The following is a 19243-nucleotide window of genomic DNA, read 5'->3' on the forward strand; positions in this document are numbered from 1 at the left end:
CCGATCAGTGAACCGCGCCGAAAGGCGTTCCGTCCCAGAAGTCGCAGTGGTGGCGGCTGAAGAAGTCCGGATCCAGTCGGTCGCCCTGGGCCGTGAACACCCGCACCGGCCCCGCACCCTCGACGCGGGGCCATTCAGCGCCGAAGTCGGCCTGACCAAAGCCGGCCCATAGCCGCTGCATCCGATCCGACAGGGCCTTTTGCTGGGGCGTGAACCGCTTCACATCGGTGAAGACCCAACTGGTCCCGAACACATAGGCCAGTTCGCTGGCGTGATAGGCGCCCAGGTCCAGGCCGACCAGCCAGTCCGGCAGGATGAAGGGCGCGTCGCGATCCGCGAACTCATATCCCCAGACCGGCACATAGCGGGACAACTGTCGGCGCAGGGCCTGGGACGGACAGGCGAACCTCTGGTCGGTGAAGTTCGTGGCGATGGCGTAGGCGGGACCGTCGGGACCGACCGGGTAACGGTCCAGCACGCGCGGACCGACATCGCCGTACATCCAGATCGTCTCCTTCTGGTAGCGATCCATGTCCTTGACCTCGTTGGCGAACAGCCGCCCCTCGTCCAGATTCGTGCCGACGATGACCGGCACGCGGGTGAACCGGCCCTCATGGATCGCCAGGGCGGGGTTTTCCGGCACGGTCGCGTCGGTATGGACCGGTCCCCACGACCCCGGCCCGTTGATCCCCGCCCGCAGCGACGGCGCGCGCGACAGTCGCCAGGCCGGCAATGCCTTCAGGCAGTCGACCTGATCGGCGCCGCCGCAGCCCAGATTTTCCGCAAACATAGGCCCGGTCCTGGCCGCCTCTTCTGCGCTGACCAGCGACGACGGCTCCAGACAACCGCCGCTCTGCATAATGACGCGCTGATACAGGCCCTCGGATTTCGGCGAGGCCATCAGATAACACGCCGTCCAAGCCCCCGCGCTCTCTGCGAACAGGGTGACATTGGCCGGATCGCCGCCGAAGGCCGCGATGTTCTGATGCACCCATTGCAGGGCCGCCTGCTGGTCCATCAGGCCGAAATTGCCGCCGAACCCTTCGCCCTCGGCCTGAAACTGCGGATGGGCCAACCAGCCGATAGCGCCGAGGCGATAGTTCAGGGTGACGACCACCCGATCCTGATCGGCGGCCAGTTTCGACGGATCATAGTTGGCGCCCGAACCGATGGTGAAGGCGCCGCCGGGAATATAGACCATCACCGGCCGAGGCTTGGCGGCGTCTCCGGCCGGGGCGTAGATGTTCAGATACAGACAGTCCTCGGACCCGACGACGATCCCGCCGCCCCCGCCCAGAATGGCCTTGCGCCCGATGGCCTGGGTGCAGTCGGACCCCAGACGGGTCGCATCGCGCACGCCGGGCCAGGCCTGAACCGGCTGGGGTGCGCGCCAGCGCAGGTCGCCGACCGGCGGACGGGCGAAGGGCACCCCCAGAAAGGCGCGCACCCCTGCGCCCTGAACGCCGCGCACCGTCCCGGCCTGGGTCGTCGCCAGCACGGACCGGGCGTCGCCGGCGAACCGGACATGATCGACCTTGCCGGGATGGGTGGCGCAGGCCGCAAGCAGCAGAGACGCGAACAAAAGCGGCAAAAAACGCATGAAGACCCTTGGCCGAGACGAGCGAGCTTAACGCGGCCGAAGCCTGAGCGTTTCGTTCGCGCCGAACGGCCGCGACATCAAGGCCAGAGACGTTGGCGTGTCCAGGCGTCGCCGTCGCGCGTGAAGCGCAACCGGTCGTGCAGGCGGAACGGACGGTCGCGCCAGAACTCGACGCTCTGCGGCGTCACCCGCCAGCCGGTCCAGTGTTCGGGGCGCGGCACCTCGTCGCCCTCGAACCGGGCGGTTTCGCGCGCCACGGCGGCTTCCAGGGTTTCGCGCGCGTCCAGCGGACGCGACTGGTCCGAGGCCCAGGCGCCGACCCGGCTCTCGCGGGCGCGGCTGGCGAAATAAGCGTCGGCCTCTTCCTTGGTGACCGGCTCTACCGCGCCGCGCACCCGCACCTGACGCCGCAGCGACTTCCAGTGAAAGGTCAGGGCGGCGACCGGACGGGCGTCAAGCTCCAGACCCTTGGCGCTCTCGCGGTTGGAATAGAAGGTGAAGCCGCGCCCATCCACGTCCTTCAGCAGGACGATGCGGGCGTCGGGCATGCCGTCGGCGTCCACCGTGGACAGGGTCATGGCGTTGGAATCATTGACCTCATGCGCCCGCGCCTCGGCCAGCCATTCGACGAACAGGCCGACGGGTTCGGCCCGGTCAAAGATGGTCTCGTCGCCATTGGCGGCCAGGGCGGCGGCATAGTCGCGCGCATAGTCTTCACGCGACGGGCTGGGGGGGATCACGGGTGTGTTCATGCAACTGGCTTAGCGCGGGCGCGAGACGGTGGAAATGATCGGGATCAAAACGACCGCACCAGGCTCAAGTAGCGCGAAGCGCGGTAGCCCAACATGAATGGCCTCAAGTCGCGCGAAGCGCGGCAGCCCCAAAAAGTTAAGTTAACCCGGCATTGACCCTAAGGCGCGAACGGTAGGGCAATGAGCGCCATCCGTTCCACATCCGAGGCCGCCGCCGTCCGCGAAGCCCTGTCGACCCTGGGTCTGTACGGCGCGGCCGACGCCGCCGCCCTGAAAGCCGCCTTCCGGGCAGCGGTGAAGGCGGCGCGCCCGGACCAGGCCGGGGGGGACGCCGAACGGTTCCGGCGGGTGATCGCAGCCTATCGCCTGATCCAGGCCCATTCCCCCGCCCGCCCCAGCCTGGCCCCGCCCGTCGAACGCCCCGCGCCCAGGCCGGTGCTAGGGCTCAGCCCGATGCAGGCGCTGGCCGGCGCGCGGGTCGAACTCAGGCTGGGCGCGCGCACGGTTCGGGTCGCCGTCCCGGCGGGGCTGCGCACGGGCGAGCATCTGCGGCTGCGCGGCGGCGCGACGGACGGTTCGGACCTGTATCTGGCTGTGTTGATCCGACCCGAGGACGGGCTTTGGGTCATGGGCGACGACCTGTTCATGACCTGGCCCACCCCCTCGCGCCTGCTGGACGAAGGCGGCCGGGTCGAGATCGACACCCACGCAGGCCCCCGCTCGGCCTGGATCACGCCCGAGATGACGGCCCCGGCGCGGGTGCGGTTCAAGTCCATGGGCCTGCCGGCGCGCGGCCCTCATCCGGCGGGCCATCTGTTCGTGACCCTGACCCCGTCGTCGGAAGCGCCCTCGGCCGCCGAGGATATGCTGGTCCGGTTCACCCGCGCCTGGGCGCCGGAGCGGCTGGCGGCCTGATCTTGAAGCGCCGCGTCATTGAGCGCATCATCTGGTGACGTTTTTGATGAGGCACGCCATGCGAACCACCGTGACGCTCGATGACGAACTGATGGAAATGGCGGCGGAATACTCCGGTCTGTCCGAGCGGTCCGCGATCATTCGTGAAGCCCTGAAGGCCTTCGTCGCCCGCGAGGCGGCGCGTCGCCTGGCCGCCATGGGCGGAACTGACCCCAAAGCCACAGCCGCGCCTCGGCGACGCCCCGAGTTGGTCGAGGAATGATCCTGGCCGACAGTTCGGTATGGATCGCGCACCTGCGATCCACAGACCAGACCCTGGTTGAGCGGCTTCGTGGCGAGAACATCCTGTGCCATCCCGCCATCATCGGTGAACTGGCCGCTGTAAACCTCGCCAACCGCCGCGCCTTTCTCGCACAGTTGTCACTCCTGCCGACCGCTGTCGCCGCCTCGCATCAAGAGGTGCTGACCCTGATCGAAAAGAACCGGCTTTTCGGGATTGGCGTCGGCTATCTGGATCTTCACCTCCTCGCCTCCACCCGCCTGACGCCCGGCGCGCGGCTGTGGACGCGGGATCGTCGGCTACAGGACGCCGCCCGGACACTGGACCTGGCCGCCGTCCTCGACCATTAGGTTGCGCCATGTCGCACAACACCTTCGGCCATCTGTTTCGCGTGACCACCTGGGGCGAGAGCCATGGGCCGGCCATCGGCTGCGTCGTGGACGGCTGTCCGCCGCTGATCCCGCTGACCGAGGCCGATCTTCAGCCCTGGCTGGACCAGCGCAAGCCCGGCGGATCGCGCTTCGTGACCCAGAGGCGCGAGAGCGACACCGCCCAGATCCTGTCGGGCGTGTTCGACGACGGCGAAGGCCCGGTGACCACCGGCACGCCCATTTCGATCCTGATCCAGAACGAGGACCAGCGATCCAAGGACTATGGCGAGATCGCCCGCGCCTACCGGCCGGGCCACGCCGACTTCACCTATCAGACCAAATACGGCGTCCGTGATCCGCGCGGCGGCGGCCGGTCATCGGCGCGCGAGACAGCCTGCCGCGTCGCGGCCGGGGCCGTGGCGCGCAAGGTGTTGGGCGACGGCGTGAAGATCCGCGCCGGCGTGGTCCAGATCGGGCCGCACCGGATCGCGCCTGAAGACATAGATTTCGACGCCGTCCACGACAATCCCCTGTTCGCCGCGTCGAGCGCGGTGGTCTCCGCGTGGGAGGCCTATCTGGACGAGATCCGCAAGGCCGGCTCATCGATCGGCGCCGTCGTCGCCCTGGAGGTGACGGGCGTGCCTGCCGGCTGGGGCGCGCCGCTCTACGGCAAGCTGGATTCCGAACTGGCCGGCGCCCTGATGTCGATCAACGCCGCCAAGGGCGTGGAGATCGGCGCGGGATTCGACGCCGCCGAACTGTCAGGCGAGGAGAACGCCGACCAGATGCGGCTGGACCTGAACAATCAGCCGGTCTTCCTGTCCAACCATGCGGGCGGAGTACTGGGCGGGATTTCTACGGGGCAGCCTGTCACGGCGCGGGTGGCGTTCAAGCCCACCTCCTCCATCCTGACGCCGCGCCAGACCATCACCCGCGACGGCCAGGAGACCGACCTGCGCACCAAGGGTCGTCACGATCCCTGCGTCGCCTTGCGCGCCGTGCCGGTGGTCGAGGCCATGGCCGCCTGCGTCCTGGCCGACGCCTTCCTGCGCCACCGCGCCCAGGTGGGCTGACGGACAGATCAGCCCTGTCGGGCGCGCGGCTTTTGAGCGTCCGAAACCACGGCCGGACGGACAGGCGCGCGCGCCTCCGTTGGAGCCGCCGTTTTCTCATCCTGCCGCATCAGGGCCATCAGGCTCGACAGTCCCGTGGTCATCACGATCATCGCTCGACTCCTGCAACTGCGAACCGTTTGCAGGTTTGCGCAAGTCGAGGCCGCGTGCAAGAGGGGTTCGTCGGTGGCGCCGCAAACCAGGAGATCAACCGTGCGTGAAGACGGAAAGCTGGACTATCTCGAACTGCCCGCCGCAAACCTGCCGGCGACGAAGGAATTCTACAGCCAGGCCTTCGGCTGGACCTTCGTGGACTACGGCCCGTCCTATGCGGCCTTTGATCAGGGGCTGGACGGCGGGTTCGACGCCGACGAAGCCGACAGGACCAAGACGCCCCTGCCCATCCTCTACGCCCACGACCTGGAAGCCATGCAGGCCAAGGTCGAGACTGCGGGCGGCAAAATCCTGAAGCCGATCTACGCCTTCCCCGGCGGGCGACGGTTCCATTTCGCCGATCCGGCCGGAACCGAGATGGCGGTCTGGTCCGAGAACTGAAATCGCCTAGCGGGCGTCGACCGACTGGGCGATCCGTTCACCCTGTTCGCGGTCGGCGCCGTCCGGCGACGCCACCCAGACGTGGATCTCCAGCGGCGCGGTCGCCCGCTGGAACAGATGTTCAATGGCCAGGCGACGTCCGCCCTCGGTCACGACGATGGAGGCCCGTCCGCCGGCCTGGATCATCTGGCCGTCATAGATGGGAAACTGCGAGGCGGAACCGGCGTAGATCATGACCAGGACCGTATCCCCGCGACGGACGGCGTAGATCCGGGCGTCGGCGCCGGCGCGCGACTGGGTCAGCACGGTCCCTGACGGCAGATCCAGCGTGAAGGGCAAGGCGGCCATGGCCGCAGCGTCCAGCCCTTGCGGCTCGACGGACGGCGCAGGCGGAACGACCGTTGACGGCGTCTGGGCTGGGGCCTGCGACGGAACGGGAGCCGGACGCGGCGCGACCTGCGGCAACACGGGCGCCGGCGCGGCGCTGGCGGGTCGCTGGACGACGGGGGCGGTCGAAGGCGGCCGGACAGGGGTCCGCGCAGGCGGTGGCGTCACAGACGGCTGGGTCACAGGGGTCTGAGCTGCGGGCGTCTGGGCTGCGGGCGTCACGGGTCGGACGGTCGAGGTCGGAGCGCTGTTCAGGTCGCGGGTCAGGGTCGAGGACTGCGGCGCAGGCGCAGACTGTGTGACGGGCTCCGCCTGGGCAGGACGAGTTGCGGGGGCCGGGGCGACCTGCGCAGGCGCCGGGGTCGGGGCCGAAACGGGCGCCGAGCTTGGGGCGGATGTCGCGAACGGCGGTCCGCTGTTCAGATCGCGCGTCAGATCCGAGGCCGAACGCGGCGTGGACGTGTCCTGCCCGGACACAAGAGCGGCGGCGAGAGCGATGACGACCATGGCCGGACCATTACCCGGCGCCGAAGGAACCGCAAGAGTGCGGTCAGGCGTGCGGCAGATCCACCCAGAAGGTGGCACCCTCGCCGGGGCTCGAGATCACGCCGATGGCGCCGCCCTGCAGTTCGACCAGCCGCTTGGCGATGGCCAGACCGACGCCGTGCCCTTCTATGCTGGATCGCTCCAGTCCCAGACGATTGAAGGGCTCGAAAAGCTGCGATTGCTTCTGCGAGGACAGGCCCGGGCCGAAATCGATCACCTCGATCCGGATATGTTGGTCCGCCCGCAGCGCCCGCAGAATCACCTGACCGCCCGAGCCGCCGTATTTGAGGGCGTTGCTGGTCAGATTGTCGATCACCTGCACCAGTCGCTGGGAATCGGCGACCGCGATCAGACCGTCGCCCTCGCAAACCACCTGCACATCCACCGATTGAGCTTCAGGCCTGAGAATGGCTGCGCGCCTTACGTCTTCAAGCAGGCCGGGAATATCGGTCGGCCGCAGGTCGACCTTGACCGCGCCGGACTCGGCTCGCGCCACATCGAGCAGGTCGTGGGCCAGCGCCTCCACCTGCCGCGCGGTCTTGACCAGCATGTCCGCCATTTCCGTCTGCTGGGGCGTGACCGGCCCAAGCTGGCCGGTCGACCACAGATTGCCGATGCCGATCACGCCGGCGACCGGGCTCTTGATCTCATGCGCCACATTGGCCAGCAGGCGCGACTTGGCCTCCGAGGCTCGCTCCGCCCGGACCTGTCCGAATCGCGCCCGTTCGGACAGGCGGTCGCGTTCCTCCAGAAGGGCCGCGACCAGCAGGATCGGCATATAGCCGACCAGAACCTGGAGTTGGGCCGCCAGAACCTGTTCCGACCGGGTCAGGGTCTCGACATGGGGTCCATAGCCGAGCATGGCGCCCCCGACCGACAGCAGGGCGACGACCAACAGGCTGAAGGCCGTGCCCGCGACGCCGAGCCGAACCGCGACGCCGAGCAACAGCGGGATCATCACCACGCCGATCTCAACACGACCGGTCAGGCCGAGGAACTGGACGCCCAACACGCCGGTCAGCAACAGGCCGGCCTCCAACATCGCGCCGGGACGGGTGAGACGAGCCAGGGTGGACCAGGTCAGAGACAGGCCCAGGGTGCCGATGACGGCCAGGCCCAGGGCATGACCGAACCACCAGGTCTGAAACGCTTCCAGAACGTCGCCCGAACCGAACGGCGCCAAGGCGATCGATGCGAACAGACCCGCCGGTATCGGCGCAAGAACCGCGCCGCAAATCAGGAACCGCGCCGCGCCGTTCAGGCTGGACACGTTCAGCGTCGGGGCGAAACGGCGCGCCAGCAGGACCGCCCCGATGATCTCCACCATGTTCGCCAGGGTGAACAGCAGGGAGAGCAAGGGCTTGTTGCCGGCGATCAACTCCCCGATCAGGATGCTGATCGTCATGACGATGGCGAAAGCGACATCGTGACGCCGCCCCCGACCCGTCCGAAGCCAGACGGCGACCGCCACCCCGCACACGCCCCAAAGTCCCGAAATAAGCCCCAGATTATGGGCCCAGCCGATGGACAGGGCGGCGAAGACAGCGACAACCACGCCGGTCATCACAGGAATCAACGGGTGAGCGAAGACGTCGCCGCTGCCTGCCTCAGCCGCACGCATGCGCGCGCCCGACGGCTGCGTCGTCGGCGCCGCGACATCGATGTCGAGCACGCGGCTCAGGGTCATGCAGGGTCTCGAGGCGATTGATCCTCACCATCAAAACATGCGGTTCCTAATATCCCCTGAAATATGGCCGCAAACTAATTATTCAATCTAAGATTGAAGTTCTTAACCGCTGAAGCTGGACCTTGGTCATAGGACCAGACCCCGGCGCTGACGGCGATGAAATCGGCGCCCGCGCGCGCCACCTCCGCCGCCGTCTCGACGGTGATGCCGCCGATGGCGACGCAGGGCATCTCGACCGTCTCCTGCCAGACGGTCAGGATCTCAAGACCGGGCCGGTGGGCCGTCGTCTTGGTGTCGGTCGGATAGAAGGCGCCGAAGGCGACATAATCCGCCCCGCCCTCGGCCGCGTCCCAGGCCAGGTCGCGGTCGTCGTGGCAGGTCACGCCGATCATGGCGTCCGGTCCCAGGATGCGCCGCGCCTCGGCCAGCGAGCCGTCCTCCTGGCCGATATGAACCCCGTCGCAACCCGTGGCCTTGGCCAGATCGGGTCGGTCGTTCAGCAGGACCGCCACCCCATGCCGCCTTGCGATCGGCGCCAGCCGCTCCACCGCCGCACGGATCGTCTCATCGTCAGCGGGCTTCAGCCGAATCTGCAGGGCCGCCACGTCGCCGGCGCCCAGGGCCTCGTCCAGGGTCGCGGCGAAGGCGTCCAGATCGGGAATCGCGGGCGGGGTGATCAGATACAGCCGGCAGGGCGGGCGGTCGGGAACGGTCGGGGTTCTGGCCATGGGGCTGACTTCCCCCTCCTGCGACCATTCGTCAACGGGTCCGTCGCCGCACACCCATGCGAACGACTTGCAATCGCCTTAAGGGGTGCTATAGCGAACCATTCTCAGTCGGTGGAACGCGTAGAAATCTCGTGTACGTCTGTAACTGCAATGGTCTTCGCAAGCGGGATGTGGCCCAGGCCATCGAGGCTGGCGCCTGTCGGCCGCGCGACATCTTCGCCAGCCACCAGTGCCAGGCCCAATGCGCCAAATGCGTCTGCGAAATGCGCCAGATGATCCAGGACAGCCGCGAAGCCTTCGCGCTAGCGGCAGAATAGCCCCTCGCTTGCTGCCGAAAATCACTCGCACTATCAATGCAGTGATAAAAACTCGCAAATAAGCATGGTCGATTTTACTGTGGTATTGCGTCGCTCGACAGACGGCGAAGGCGCCGTCGCAAGACCAAGGACACGGCCATGAAGGGCGACCCCGCTATCCTCCGCACGCTGAACGCGGTGCTCACCAACGAGCTGACGGCGGTGAACCAGTATTTCCTGCATGCGCGCATGTTCGAAAGCTGGGGTCTGGCCCACCTGGGGCACGTCATCTACGAAGAATCGATCGGCGAGATGAAGCACGCCGACATGCTGATCAAACGCATCCTCTTCCTGGACGGCCTGCCGAATCTGCAGGACCTGCACAAGCTGAAGGTCGGCGAAGATCCGATCGAATGCCTGGGCGCCGACCTGCAACTCGAGATCGACAGCCGGGGCGCAACGGCCGCCGCCGTGACCCTGTGTGAAGAAACCCGCGACTACGTCAGCCGCGACCTTCTGATGAAGATCCTCGCCGACACCGAGGAGCACATCGACTTCCTCGAAAACCAGCACAAGCTGATCGAACTGATGGGCGCGCAGAACTATCTGCAGTCGGCCATGAAGGAAATCGTCACCGACAACAGCGCCACCGGCGGCTGATCTGCCTCAGCGCACCTCGCGGCGGGCCAGGTGGATCACCGCCGCTGCGAGGACGACGAGCCCCAGACCGCCGCCCAGCGTCAAGGCGGTCTGGACGCGCCACGCCTCGGTCGCGAGGATATTCACCGGCATCTGCCAGGGCATGAAGACGCCCTGTTTTGCCGAAGTCGCGACGACGGCGAAGAAGGCGCCGCCGATACCCAGCACCAGACCGGGCACGAAGCTGGCGAAGCGAATCGCCGTCCAGAACTGGATGGCGATCATCAGCACGGCCGCCACGGCGATCCGGATCAGGGTCCATGCATAGCCGGCCAGGTCCAGACGGCCGACCGCCGCGACCTCGGGTTTGACCATGCCGCCCAGGACGACCGCCCCGACCGTCATGCCCAGGACGGCGGCGCTCATCACCAGAACCAGACCGATCACGCAGATCGCCTTCGACGCATAGAGGGTCCAGCGCGGAACCGGCAGGGCGCGCAGATGGTCCCAGCTGCGCGGCGCATGTTCCATCTGGGCGATCAGGGCGGTCAGGGCGGTGACGCACATGGGCATCAGGAAATAGGCCCATATGGCCAGGCCGCTGCCGATCCACATGTCCCATTCCGACGGCTGCCGCGAACGCAACATCATGGCGAAGGCGAAGACGGCGATCAGGGCCGGGGCGGCCGCCGCCAGCAGCAAGGCCAGCGACCGGTTCAGCTTGCGGATTTCGACGGACAGGACGGCGAGCATCAGACGGTCTCCATAGGGCGGGAGGGGTTTGGGGCGGAGGCGGCGCGGTAGATGCTTTCCAGCGAACGGGCGCGCGGCCCTATGGCGAAGACGGACACGCCGGCGGCGACCAGATCGCGATTGAGGGCGGCGGAGACCTCGTCGTGATCGTCGCCGGGACGCAGCCGGGCCACCAGGCCTTCGGCGTCCTTGCTCAGGGTCAGGTCACGGGTCCGCAGCACCGCACAGGCCCGATCCGGATCATCGACGCGCAGACCGATCTCGGGCGCCAGATCGGCCTTCAACCGGCTCAGTTCACCCTCCACCACCAGCCGACCCTCGTGAATGATGCCGACGTGGCTGGCCGTCTGTTCGATCTCGCCCAGCAGGTGGCTGGACAGCAGCACGGTCGCCCCTGCCCGGTCCGGCAGTTCGCGCAGGAAGCGTCGCATGTCCGCAATGCCGTCGGGATCCAGGCCGTTGGTCGGCTCGTCAAGCAGGAGCACCGGCGGCGAACCCAGCATGGCCCGCGCGATCCCCAGCCTCTGACGCATGCCCAGGGAATAGTCGCTGACCCGGCGACCGCCGTCGCGCAACATGTCGACCACCGCCAGCACCCGGTCGATCTCGGTCGCCGGCAGGCCCAGCAGGCGTCGGGACAGGTCCAGGTTCTCGCGGCCCGTCAGATGGACGTAGAAGCCATGCGCCTCCAGCAGGGCGCCGATCTTGCGCGCCGCCCCCATTCGGTCCCGCTCTACATCGACGCCGCAAATCCGCGCCACGCCCGAGGTCGGCCGCAACAGGCCGATCAGCATCTTCATCGTCGTGGTCTTGCCCGCGCCGTTGCGGCCCAGAAAGCCGTAAACCGCCCGGTCCGGCGCCGACATGGACACCGCGTCCACCACCCGCCGACTTCCGAAGACCCGCGTCAGCCCCTCCGTCTCGATCGCCGCCATGCCGCGCCCTTTCGTTTAACTCTTAGATAAAGTTGCAGGCGGTCTATTTTTAAGTCAAGATTAAAGACAAGACAGGTTTCCAGCCCCGGACAGACCATGGCCGCCGACGATCTCGCCCGCTTCCGCCGCATGTGCCGCCAGTTCCGCTGGCTCGCGATCTTCATGGTCTGCAGCGTCGGCGGGCTGTTGGCCTTGGCGCCGGTGGCGTTCTTCATGGCCGGTGAACAGCGCCCAGTCCTGCTCCTGCTTCGGGAGATCGTCTGGGCCTCGCCGACGCTTCTCTACCTCTTCGCCGTCTGGTCGATCGGGTCGGCGCTGGGACAACTGGCCAAGGGGCGGTTGATCCAGCCCACTCTGTCGGACGCCCTGCGCCGCGTCGGGTTGGCGCTGGGCTTTGGCGGCCTGCTCAGCGTCTTCGGCATCACCAACCTGATGCGGCTGCTGGGCGACGAACGCAGCAGTTGGGCCTATTTCGACGTCGCCGGCATGACCCTGGGCATGATCGGCGGCGCCCTCTTCCTGCTGGGACGGGTGATCGATCAGGCGGGCCTGTTGCAGGCCGAGATGGACGAAATGATCTGAATGCCCGTTCGCGTGACCCTGAATGATCTGATGGTCCGCAAGGGCCTGAAGGCGCGCGATGTCGCCGCCCAGGTCGGCCTGAGCGAAACCCAGTTCTCCCTGTTCCGGTCCGGCAAGGTGAAGGGCATCCGCTTCAGCACCCTGTCGCGACTGTGCGCCGTGCTGGAGTGCCGTCCCGGCGACCTGCTGGACTATGATTTCGATCCGCGCGAGATGGAACCGGTCGAGCCGGAAGAGGTCTGACGGAACCGCGCCCGGTCCCGGCCATTAGATTTCGACGGGCAAGCTGGAGTGGGCCATGACGGATATCGACGACGCCATTGATGAAGTGCGCGACGCGGCGGTGGACCTGCTGAACAGCCAGGGGCGCAGCGCCGGGCATGTGGCGATGGGCGTCGCCTTGACGGTGGGGTTCGCCTTGCTGGCGACGGCCATCGCTTCGGGCGCCCTGCAGCCCCGACGATCGCTGAAACAGGTTCGCGGCAGGGACCTGCCCATCACCGAAAAGCCGCGCGGGACCTTCAGCCTGATCCTACCGGCGGTGTTTTCGGCCACCACCCTGTCGGCGGTGCGGGTCTGGAACGCACCTCCGGCCCGCGAGCGGACCACGGCCATGGGCCTGTGGGTCGCGGCTCAGACCGTCAATGCGGTCTGGCTGGGTCTGCGCCCGTCGTCCATGTGGAAACAGGTGCTGGCGGCCATGTCGTCGGCGGGCCTGGCCGCCGCCTTCGCCCATGAGGCGCGCAAGCTGGACGAGGGAGCCGGCAAGATGGCCGCGCCGACCGGCTCAGGGGTGCGGCTGGGCAACTTCCTGCATCGCAAGGCCGATCAGGCGTCGAACGACCGCACCCTGCATTAGGGCCGCCTTGCCCTTTGCCCTCCTTGCCCTTTGTAAGGGCTTACTCTAGGGATCGCGCCCTATTCGCCACGCCCCATCCGGGCGCGTGGGCGCAACCCCATTCCCGATGTGACCCCATGAAGATCAACGGCAACACCATCAAGCCCGGCATGGTCCTGCAGCACAATGGCGGCCTGTGGGTCGTCACCAAGGCCAGCCACGTCAAGCCCGGCAAGGGCGGCGCCTTCGCCAACGTCGAGGCCAAGAACCTCGAGACCGGCAACAAGCTGAACGAACGCTTCCGGTCGGAAGACAAGGTCGAGCGCGTGACGCTGGAGCAGAAGGACTTCTCCTATCTGTTCGACAACGGCGACAGCCTGGTCTTCATGGACGACGTCAACTACGAGCAGATCGAACTGCAGAAGGACTGGGTCGGCGATGATCGCATCCCCTATCTGCAAGAAGGCATGAAGGTCGTCATCGAAATGCACGATGAGCGTCCGATCGGCCTGTCGCTGCCGGATCAGGTCGTGCTGGAAGTCGCCGAGACCGAGCCGACCGTGAAGGGCCAGACGGCTTCCTCCTCCTACAAGCCCGCCATGGCGTCGAACGGCGTCCGCATCATGATCCCGCCCTATATGTCGGCGGGCGAGCGGATCATCGTCGACACCGCGACCGGCGAATACGTGCGCCGCGCGGACTGACACCGACTGCCGGCCTCATTCGGGGCCGTTCCCTTTCTTGCACTTCTCCGCATCTCCGGGCTCCAAGAATGGGCCTTTTCAGGACATGCGGACCAGGAGATCCGCCGATGGCCCTCGCTTCCGCCCTGCTCCAAGTCATGCTCGACGCGGTGCGCAAGACCGCACGCCCCATGCTGCGCGACTTCGGCGAGGTGTCGCAGCTTCAGGTGTCGAGGAAGGGGCCGGGCGATTTCGTCACGACCGCCGACCTGCGCGCCGAAGACACCCTGTACGAACTGCTGATGAAGGCCCGCCCCGGCTATGGCTTCCTGGGCGAGGAACGCGGCATGATCGAGGGGACCGACAAGTCCCACACCTGGATCGTCGATCCCATCGACGGCACCACCAACTTCATGCACGCCATGCCGCACTTCGCCGTCACCGTGGGCCTGGAGCGTCGTGCGCCGGATGGCTCGACGGAGATCGTCGCCGGCGTGACCTACAACCCCGTCATGAACGAGCTGTTCTGGGCCGAAAAGGGCAAGGGCTGCTATCTGAACGACCAGCGGATCCGCGTCGCCGGCCGTCGCGACCTGTCGGAAAGCCTGGTCGCCACCGGCCTGCCATTCATCGGCAAGACGGGCCACGCCCAGGCGATCAAGGACATTCACGCCATCGGCCAGCGCGTCGCCGGCATCCGCCGCCTGGGCTCGGCCGCCCTCGACTTCGCCTGGGTCGCGGCCGGTCGCTACGACGCCTATTATGAGCGCGGCCTGAAGCCCTGGGACGTGGCGGCGGGCATCCTGTTCGTCACCGAAGCCGGCGGTTCCGTGACGACCATCGAAGCGGACGGCGATCCCAAGACGGGCGTGTCGATCCTGGCCAGCAACAGCGAGCTTCATCCGCAGCTGCGCAAGGTGCTGCAGGGCGGCTGAGGCCGCACAGCCGCCTCTCCCTCCCCGTCCGGGAAGGGAGAGCGTCCGTCGTCATTTGCTTGTCGTGCGCCTGCCCTATCCCTCGGGCATGATCCGCGCCATCGTCACCGCCCTCGCCCTGCTCGTTGGAACGCCCGCCGTGGCCCAGCCCCTGATCATCGCCCATCGCGGCGCGTCCGGCGAACGGCCGGAGCATACGCGCGCGGCCTATGAACTGGCGATCGAACAGGGCGCGGACGTGATCGAGCCGGACCTGGTCATGTCCAGGGACGGGGTCTTCATCGACCGGCACGAGAACGAGATCAGCGGCACGACCAATGTGGCCGACCGGCCTGAGTTCGCCGAGCGCAAGACCACCAAGACCATCGACGGCGTGGCGACCACCGGCTGGTTCACCGAAGACTTCACCCTGGCGGAGTTGAAGACCCTGAGGGCGAAGGAACGGCTGCCCGAGTTCCGGCCCGGCAACGTCGCCTATGACGGGCAAGAACCCATCCTGACCTTCGACGAGGTCGTGGCCATCGCGCGCGAGGCCCCCGCCCGAACCGGCCGCACCATCGCCGTGGCGCCGGAGCTGAAGCATCCGACCTATTTCGCCGCCATCGGCCTGCCGATGGAGGACGCCTTCGTGGCCGAACTGGAACGGCTGGGCCTGACCGGAGCCGATGCGCCCGTCATCGTCCAGTGTTTCGAAGTCGGGCCGCTGGAGCGGTTGTCACAGCGGATCGACGTCCCGCTGGCGCAACTGGTCAGCGCAGCCGGCGCGCCCGAAGACCGGCCGTCGCAGACCTACGCCCAGATGATCACGCCACAGGGTTTGAAGGCCATGGCCGCCTATGCCGACTGGGTTGCGCCGGAGATGACCCTGGTCCTGCCGCGCGACGCTGAAGGCCGCACCACGGCGCCCAGCGCCCTGGTGGACGACGCCCATGCGGCGGGGCTGAAGGTGGTGATCTGGACCCTGCGGGCCGAGAACGCCTTCCTGCCCGTCGAACGGCGGCGGGGCGAAGGGTTCGCCGACCATGGCGATATGGCGGGCTACGCCGCCGCCTTCGCCGAGGCGGGGGTGGACGCGGTGTTCAGCGACTTCCCGGCCCTGGCGCGATCCAAGTAGTCGGACCGCGCGTCTATCCGGCGCGGAACTGAAGTTCGGCCAGACGCGCGTACAGCCCGCCCTTGGCCACCAGTTGGTCGTGGGTCCCCTCCTCCACCACGCGGCCGTCGTCCATGACGACGATGCGGTCGGCGCGGAGCACGGTGGCCAGGCGGTGGGCGATGACGATGGTAGTGCGCTCTTCCATGGCCTGGTCGAGGGCGATCTGGACCAGGCGTTCGCTTTCGGCGTCGAGGGCGCTGGTGGCCTCGTCCAGCAGCAGGATGGGGGCGTCGCGGACCAGGGCGCGGGCGATGGCCAGGCGCTGGCGCTGGCCGCCCGACAGGCTCTTGCCGCGTTCGCCCAGGGGGGTGTCGAAACCTTCCGGCAGGGCGTCGATGAAGCCCAGGGCCTGGGCCTTTTCGGCGACGGCGCGGGCCTCGTCCAGGGTGGCGGTCTCGCGGCCGAAGCGGATGTTTTCCAAGGCCGAGCCGGAGAACAGCGGTGTTTCCTGCGACACCCAGGCGAAACGGTCGCGCACGGCGACGGGATCGGCCTGGCGCACGTCGACGCCGTCGACCGAGACCACGCCGGTCTGGGGATCATAGAAGCGCAGCAGAAGACGGAAGACGGTGGACTTGCCCGCGCCCGACGGTCCGACCAGGGCGACGGTCTCGCCCGGCCGCACGGTCAGGCTGAAGCCCTTCAGGGCCGGCAGGTCAGGACGGCCGGGGTAGGAGAAGCCGACGGCCGACATCGACACCTCGCCACGCGGCGGCGACGGCAGGGCTGTCGGCTGGGCCGGCGGGGCGATGTCGGGCGTGGCCTGCATCAGCTCCTCGATCCGCTCCATGGCGCCGGCGGCCTTTTGCACATCGCCCCAGCTTTCGCCCAGGGCGCCTACGGCGCCGGCGGCGAACACCGACAGCAGCACGAACTGCAGCAGGGCGCCCGGCGACATGGTCCCGGCCACCACGTCCTGGGCCCCCAGCCACAGCACCAGGGTGACGCCGCCGAACATGACGATGATGATCAGGGCGGTCATCCAGGCCCTCGCCCGCATCCGAGTGAGCGAGGCGGAGAAGGCGTCCTCGACCGCCGCACCGAAGCGGGCGATGGCGCTGCGTTCACGGCCGAAGGCCTGGACCGTCTCGATGGCGTCCACGCTCTCGCCGGCGAAGCCGACGGCGTTGGCGAACCGGTCCTGGGAGGCGACGGTCAGTTTGCGCACCCGACGACCGAAGATGAAGATCGGGCCCAGCAGGAAGGGCACAATCAGCAGAACGAAGCCCGTCAGCTTGGGGCTGACGAAGAACAGCAGGATCACCCCGCCGATCAGGGTCAGGAAGTTGCGCAACGCATAAGAGACCGAGGTGGTCATCAGGGTCTCGACCAAGGCGATGTCGGTGGTCAGACGCGACAGCACCTCGCCGGTGCGCATCTGGGCGTAGAAGGACGGGTCAAGGGTCAGGATGCGGCCGAACAGCCCCTTGCGCACATCGGCGATGACGCGCTCGCCCGTGCGGGTGACGTAGAAATAGCGGGCGGCGGTGGCCAGGCCCAGGAACAGGGCGTTGGCGCCCAGCAACAGGAACCACAGATTCAGATTGGCGCCGCCGGCTTCGAATCCGTGATCGATGGCCCCGCGGGCCAGGACCGTCAGCCCCAGCGATGCGGTGGTGGACAGCAGCAGCCAGAAGACCGCCATCAGCGCATGGCCCTTGTGGCGCATGGCGAAGGGGATCAGCCGGGCCAGCGGGCGAATGTCGCGGCGTTTGGCGCGTTTCTCGCCCGCCTCGGACATCTGCTCCATCAACAGGGCGCCGGCGCTGGGGCGGCCTTCAGCCGTTCCGACGCCGGAAGCGCGCCCCGGAACAGCGGCGGAACGGGCGGGGGCGGCGGTTTGATCGGTCATTGCGCCCGCCTCTTGCCCCGGAACGCCCCCCGGTGTAAACGCCCCGCTCTTTCCCGCTGAATCTTTCGGCGGGATTCTCAATTTCACGCGCACCGACGGTCGGCATCGTCATCGCGCCAGAGACCGGACGACCACCATGAAGGCCGATACGCACCCCGACTATCACTTCATCACCGTGGTGATGACCGATGGCACCTCGTACCAGACGCGCTCCACCTACGGTAAGGAAGGCGGCACGCTGAACCTGGACATCGATCCGCTGACCCACCCGGCCTGGACCGGCGGCAACGCCCACCTGCTGGACCGCGGCGGCCGCGTTTCGCGCTTCAACAACAAGTTCGCCGGCTTCATCAAGAAGTAAGCGCGTCCTGGCTGCGACACGTTGCAGCATTTGGGCAGCATTTGAGCAGCAATCGGCTCACGAAGAGCGCCGGTCTCGGGACCGGCGCTTTTTGTTTGCCGGGAACATCGGTAACATAAACGGCGTTCGCACATACGGCGAAGCAAGGGCGTCGATCCACGGGGATCGATCCATCGGGAAGCGGACGGGTTATGAATAGACGGGAACTGGGTCTGGGCGTCGCGACGGCGACCGTGACCCTCGCCTCCATGGCGCGCGCGCAACAGGTGACCGTGCAGCGCGGCACGCAGGCGACCGCCTTCTACAACAGTTTCAACGACCAGATTTCGCGTCTGCCCGAGACGCAACAGGCCGATGTCCGCGCCTTCTATGAAATGAACGGCTGGCGGCCGGTGTGGACCGCCGAGCGGCTGCGCGCCCTCAACGCCGTCGCCGCGCGGACTGAGCGGCACGGCCTGTCGGCGGGCGACTATTTCGACTTCGTCGGCCTGGCCGCAGATCCCGCCTCGTCCGATCTGCGCACCACGGCCGCAGCCCTGACCTATGGCCGCATCCTGGCCGAGGGCAAGGTCCGCCCCGAGACGGTCGAAGACCTGTGGGAGATGCAGAAGAACCGGGTCGATCTGCCGCGCGGCCTGAGCGACGCCCTGGCGCGCAACATCCTGCTGGACTGGTTCGAGGGCCTGGCCCCGACTGACATCGGCTATCAGAACCTGTCGGCGGGCTATGTTCGCTATCGTCGCCTGGCGGCCCAGGGCGGCTGGCCCGCCTTCCCGGCCGGCCCGACGATCGAGCCGAACATGAGCGACCGACGCATCCCGGCCCTGATCGACCGGCTGACGGCCGAAGGCGACCTGACGGCGGCGAACGGCGCGCGGCTGAAGACCGAGGGCCTGACCTATGGATCGGAGCTTCAACAGGCGGTTCAGGGCTTCCAAGTCCGGCACGGCCTGGGCGCCGACGGCCGCATCGGCACAGGCACCCAGCGGTCGCTGTCGGCCTCGGCTGAGGACCGCGCCCGTCAGATCGCCTTGAACCTGGAACGCCGTCGCTGGCTGAAGCGCGAGGTCGCGCCCGAGCGGATCGAGGTCAACACCGCCGCCGCCATCATGGTCTATTGGAAGGACGCCAAGCCGGTCCACTCCAACCGCGTCGTCGTCGGCTCGGCCGAAAACCAGACGCCCAGCCTGGAGAAGCCGTTCGCCTCGGTCGTCGCAAATCCGCCCTGGTATGTCCCGGCCAGCATCGCACGTCGCGAAATCCTGCCCAAGGGCCCGGCC

24 protein-coding genes are annotated in these 19243 nt (G+C 67.6%); 15 read left to right on the plus strand and 9 right to left on the minus strand.

Annotation, left to right across the window (positions count from 1 at the left end; translation table 11 throughout):
- Positions 1-4 precede the first annotated feature (4 nt).
- Positions 5-1600, minus strand: coding sequence for a carboxylesterase/lipase family protein (locus Q7J26_RS15490; protein ID WP_304937268.1), 1596 nt, complete (start codon positions 1598-1600; stop codon positions 5-7).
- A 77-nt stretch (positions 1601-1677) separates the two neighbouring features.
- Positions 1678-2352 (minus strand): pyridoxamine 5'-phosphate oxidase, encoded by a 675-nt coding sequence (gene pdxH / locus Q7J26_RS15495; RefSeq protein WP_304937269.1) that lies wholly within the window; start codon positions 2350-2352, stop codon positions 1678-1680.
- A gap of 180 nt (positions 2353-2532) precedes the next feature.
- Between pdxH and Q7J26_RS15500 the strand changes: the two genes are divergently transcribed.
- From Q7J26_RS15500 to aroC, 4 genes are read left to right on the plus strand one after another with little or no spacing between them, the layout of a single operon-like run.
- Positions 2533-3267 (plus strand): DnaJ C-terminal domain-containing protein, encoded by a 735-nt coding sequence (locus Q7J26_RS15500; RefSeq protein WP_304937270.1) that lies wholly within the window; start codon positions 2533-2535, stop codon positions 3265-3267.
- A gap of 58 nt (positions 3268-3325) precedes the next feature.
- A complete protein-coding gene (locus Q7J26_RS15505) occupies positions 3326-3529 on the plus strand; it encodes a type II toxin-antitoxin system VapB family antitoxin (protein ID WP_008258922.1) in 204 nt (67 codons plus the stop codon).
- A complete protein-coding gene (locus Q7J26_RS15510; protein WP_304937271.1) occupies positions 3526-3897 on the plus strand; it encodes a type II toxin-antitoxin system VapC family toxin in 372 nt (123 codons plus the stop codon). The genes Q7J26_RS15505 and Q7J26_RS15510 overlap by 4 nt, the downstream gene beginning before the upstream one ends.
- Before the next feature lie 8 nt (positions 3898-3905).
- Positions 3906-4991: a chorismate synthase gene (aroC, locus tag Q7J26_RS15515; RefSeq protein WP_304937272.1), complete on the plus strand. Its 1086-nt coding sequence runs from the start codon at positions 3906-3908 to the stop codon at positions 4989-4991.
- Positions 4992-4999: 8 nt separating this feature from the next.
- Here the strand turns inward: aroC and Q7J26_RS15520 are convergent, their stop codons facing one another.
- A complete protein-coding gene (locus tag Q7J26_RS15520) occupies positions 5000-5143 on the minus strand; it encodes a hypothetical protein (RefSeq protein ID WP_304937273.1) in 144 nt (47 codons plus the stop codon).
- A gap of 100 nt (positions 5144-5243) precedes the next feature.
- Here Q7J26_RS15520 and Q7J26_RS15525 point away from each other — a divergent pair, with 100 nt between their 5' ends.
- Positions 5244-5585 (plus strand): VOC family protein, encoded by a 342-nt coding sequence (locus Q7J26_RS15525; protein WP_304937274.1) that lies wholly within the window; start codon positions 5244-5246, stop codon positions 5583-5585.
- Between the two features lie 6 nt (positions 5586-5591).
- Here the strand turns inward: Q7J26_RS15525 and Q7J26_RS15530 are convergent, their stop codons facing one another.
- From Q7J26_RS15530 to thiE, 3 genes are all read right to left on the minus strand, one after another.
- Positions 5592-6479, minus strand: coding sequence for a hypothetical protein (locus Q7J26_RS15530; protein WP_304937275.1), 888 nt, complete (start codon positions 6477-6479; stop codon positions 5592-5594).
- Between the two features lie 43 nt (positions 6480-6522).
- Entirely contained in the window at positions 6523-8205 is a 1683-nt protein-coding gene (locus Q7J26_RS15535; protein WP_304937276.1) for a sensor histidine kinase, read from the minus strand.
- Between the two features lie 74 nt (positions 8206-8279).
- Positions 8280-8933 carry a thiamine phosphate synthase gene (gene thiE, locus Q7J26_RS15540; protein WP_304937277.1) on the minus strand — a complete coding sequence of 218 codons (654 nt, stop codon included), beginning with the start codon at positions 8931-8933 and terminating at the stop codon, positions 8280-8282.
- Between the two features lie 131 nt (positions 8934-9064).
- On the opposite strand from thiE, the gene Q7J26_RS15545 reads away from it, so the two are divergent.
- Together Q7J26_RS15545 and bfr are read left to right on the plus strand one after the other, a co-directional pair.
- A complete protein-coding gene (locus tag Q7J26_RS15545; protein WP_183194912.1) occupies positions 9065-9250 on the plus strand; it encodes a bacterioferritin-associated ferredoxin in 186 nt (61 codons plus the stop codon).
- A 138-nt stretch (positions 9251-9388) separates the two neighbouring features.
- Entirely contained in the window at positions 9389-9889 is a 501-nt protein-coding gene (gene bfr, locus Q7J26_RS15550; protein ID WP_304937278.1) for a bacterioferritin, read from the plus strand.
- Positions 9890-9895: 6 nt separating this feature from the next.
- On the opposite strand, the gene Q7J26_RS15555 is transcribed toward bfr, so the two are convergent.
- Both Q7J26_RS15555 and Q7J26_RS15560 read right to left on the minus strand, forming a co-directional pair.
- A complete protein-coding gene (locus Q7J26_RS15555; protein WP_304937279.1) occupies positions 9896-10621 on the minus strand; it encodes an ABC transporter permease in 726 nt (241 codons plus the stop codon).
- Complete coding sequence (locus Q7J26_RS15560) at positions 10621-11556, minus strand: ABC transporter ATP-binding protein (protein ID WP_304937280.1); 936 nt, start codon at positions 11554-11556, stop codon at positions 10621-10623. The genes Q7J26_RS15555 and Q7J26_RS15560 overlap by 1 nt, the downstream gene beginning before the upstream one ends.
- 96 nt (positions 11557-11652) lie before the next feature.
- Here Q7J26_RS15560 and Q7J26_RS15565 point away from each other — a divergent pair, with 96 nt between their 5' ends.
- The 6 genes from Q7J26_RS15565 to Q7J26_RS15590 all read left to right on the plus strand — a co-directional run bounded on the left by Q7J26_RS15565 (position 11653) and on the right by Q7J26_RS15590 (position 15708).
- Positions 11653-12138 carry a DUF2975 domain-containing protein gene (locus tag Q7J26_RS15565; protein WP_304937281.1) on the plus strand — a complete coding sequence of 162 codons (486 nt, stop codon included), beginning with the start codon at positions 11653-11655 and terminating at the stop codon, positions 12136-12138.
- Positions 12139-12381 (plus strand): helix-turn-helix transcriptional regulator, encoded by a 243-nt coding sequence (locus tag Q7J26_RS15570; RefSeq protein WP_035308935.1) that lies wholly within the window; start codon positions 12139-12141, stop codon positions 12379-12381.
- 55 nt (positions 12382-12436) lie between these two features.
- A complete protein-coding gene (locus Q7J26_RS15575; RefSeq protein ID WP_304937282.1) occupies positions 12437-12997 on the plus strand; it encodes a tryptophan-rich sensory protein in 561 nt (186 codons plus the stop codon).
- Between the two features lie 116 nt (positions 12998-13113).
- Positions 13114-13680, plus strand: coding sequence for an elongation factor P (gene efp, locus Q7J26_RS15580; RefSeq protein ID WP_304937283.1), 567 nt, complete (start codon positions 13114-13116; stop codon positions 13678-13680).
- 107 nt (positions 13681-13787) lie between these two features.
- Entirely contained in the window at positions 13788-14594 is an 807-nt protein-coding gene (locus Q7J26_RS15585; protein ID WP_304937284.1) for an inositol monophosphatase family protein, read from the plus strand.
- A gap of 88 nt (positions 14595-14682) precedes the next feature.
- On the plus strand, positions 14683-15708 hold the full coding sequence (locus Q7J26_RS15590; protein WP_304937287.1) for a glycerophosphodiester phosphodiesterase: 1026 nt from the start codon (positions 14683-14685) through the stop codon (positions 15706-15708).
- Between the two features lie 13 nt (positions 15709-15721).
- On the opposite strand, the gene Q7J26_RS15595 is transcribed toward Q7J26_RS15590, so the two are convergent.
- A complete protein-coding gene (locus Q7J26_RS15595; protein WP_304937285.1) occupies positions 15722-17602 on the minus strand; it encodes an ABC transporter transmembrane domain-containing protein in 1881 nt (626 codons plus the stop codon).
- 136 nt (positions 17603-17738) lie between these two features.
- Here Q7J26_RS15595 and rpmE point away from each other — a divergent pair, with 136 nt between their 5' ends.
- Both rpmE and Q7J26_RS15605 read left to right on the plus strand, forming a co-directional pair.
- Complete coding sequence (gene rpmE / locus Q7J26_RS15600) at positions 17739-17963, plus strand: 50S ribosomal protein L31 (protein ID WP_008258897.1); 225 nt, start codon at positions 17739-17741, stop codon at positions 17961-17963.
- Positions 17964-18154: 191 nt separating this feature from the next.
- On the plus strand, positions 18155-19243 hold a 1089-nt coding region (locus Q7J26_RS15605), incomplete at its 3' end, for a peptidoglycan-binding protein (RefSeq protein ID WP_304937286.1).

It is taken from the genome of Brevundimonas sp., assembly GCF_030656255.1.
Lineage (GTDB): Bacteria > Pseudomonadota > Alphaproteobacteria > Caulobacterales > Caulobacteraceae > Brevundimonas.

Coding starts and splice junctions, on each gene's coding strand:
- Q7J26_RS15490 (WP_304937268.1), bottom strand. CDS start 1,600: ATGCGTTTTTTGCCGCTTTTGTTCGCGTCTCTGCTGCTTGCGGCCTGC.
- pdxH (WP_304937269.1), bottom strand. CDS start 2,352: ATGAACACACCCGTGATCCCCCCCAGCCCGTCGCGTGAAGACTATGCG.
- Q7J26_RS15500 (WP_304937270.1), top strand. CDS start 2,533: ATGAGCGCCATCCGTTCCACATCCGAGGCCGCCGCCGTCCGCGAAGCC.
- Q7J26_RS15505 (WP_008258922.1), top strand. CDS start 3,326: ATGCGAACCACCGTGACGCTCGATGACGAACTGATGGAAATGGCGGCG.
- Q7J26_RS15510 (WP_304937271.1), top strand. CDS start 3,526: ATGATCCTGGCCGACAGTTCGGTATGGATCGCGCACCTGCGATCCACA.
- aroC (WP_304937272.1), top strand. CDS start 3,906: ATGTCGCACAACACCTTCGGCCATCTGTTTCGCGTGACCACCTGGGGC.
- Q7J26_RS15520 (WP_304937273.1), bottom strand. CDS start 5,143: ATGATCGTGATGACCACGGGACTGTCGAGCCTGATGGCCCTGATGCGG.
- Q7J26_RS15530 (WP_304937275.1), bottom strand. CDS start 6,479: ATGGTCGTCATCGCTCTCGCCGCCGCTCTTGTGTCCGGGCAGGACACG.
- Q7J26_RS15535 (WP_304937276.1), bottom strand. CDS start 8,205: ATGACCCTGAGCCGCGTGCTCGACATCGATGTCGCGGCGCCGACGACG.
- thiE (WP_304937277.1), bottom strand. CDS start 8,933: ATGGCCAGAACCCCGACCGTTCCCGACCGCCCGCCCTGCCGGCTGTAT.
- bfr (WP_304937278.1), top strand. CDS start 9,389: ATGAAGGGCGACCCCGCTATCCTCCGCACGCTGAACGCGGTGCTCACC.
- Q7J26_RS15555 (WP_304937279.1), bottom strand. CDS start 10,621: ATGCTCGCCGTCCTGTCCGTCGAAATCCGCAAGCTGAACCGGTCGCTG.
- Q7J26_RS15560 (WP_304937280.1), bottom strand. CDS start 11,556: ATGGCGGCGATCGAGACGGAGGGGCTGACGCGGGTCTTCGGAAGTCGG.
- Q7J26_RS15565 (WP_304937281.1), top strand. CDS start 11,653: ATGGCCGCCGACGATCTCGCCCGCTTCCGCCGCATGTGCCGCCAGTTC.
- Q7J26_RS15570 (WP_035308935.1), top strand. CDS start 12,139: ATGCCCGTTCGCGTGACCCTGAATGATCTGATGGTCCGCAAGGGCCTG.
- Q7J26_RS15575 (WP_304937282.1), top strand. CDS start 12,437: ATGACGGATATCGACGACGCCATTGATGAAGTGCGCGACGCGGCGGTG.
- efp (WP_304937283.1), top strand. CDS start 13,114: ATGAAGATCAACGGCAACACCATCAAGCCCGGCATGGTCCTGCAGCAC.
- Q7J26_RS15585 (WP_304937284.1), top strand. CDS start 13,788: ATGGCCCTCGCTTCCGCCCTGCTCCAAGTCATGCTCGACGCGGTGCGC.
- Q7J26_RS15590 (WP_304937287.1), top strand. CDS start 14,683: ATGATCCGCGCCATCGTCACCGCCCTCGCCCTGCTCGTTGGAACGCCC.
- Q7J26_RS15595 (WP_304937285.1), bottom strand. CDS start 17,602: ATGACCGATCAAACCGCCGCCCCCGCCCGTTCCGCCGCTGTTCCGGGG.
- rpmE (WP_008258897.1), top strand. CDS start 17,739: ATGAAGGCCGATACGCACCCCGACTATCACTTCATCACCGTGGTGATG.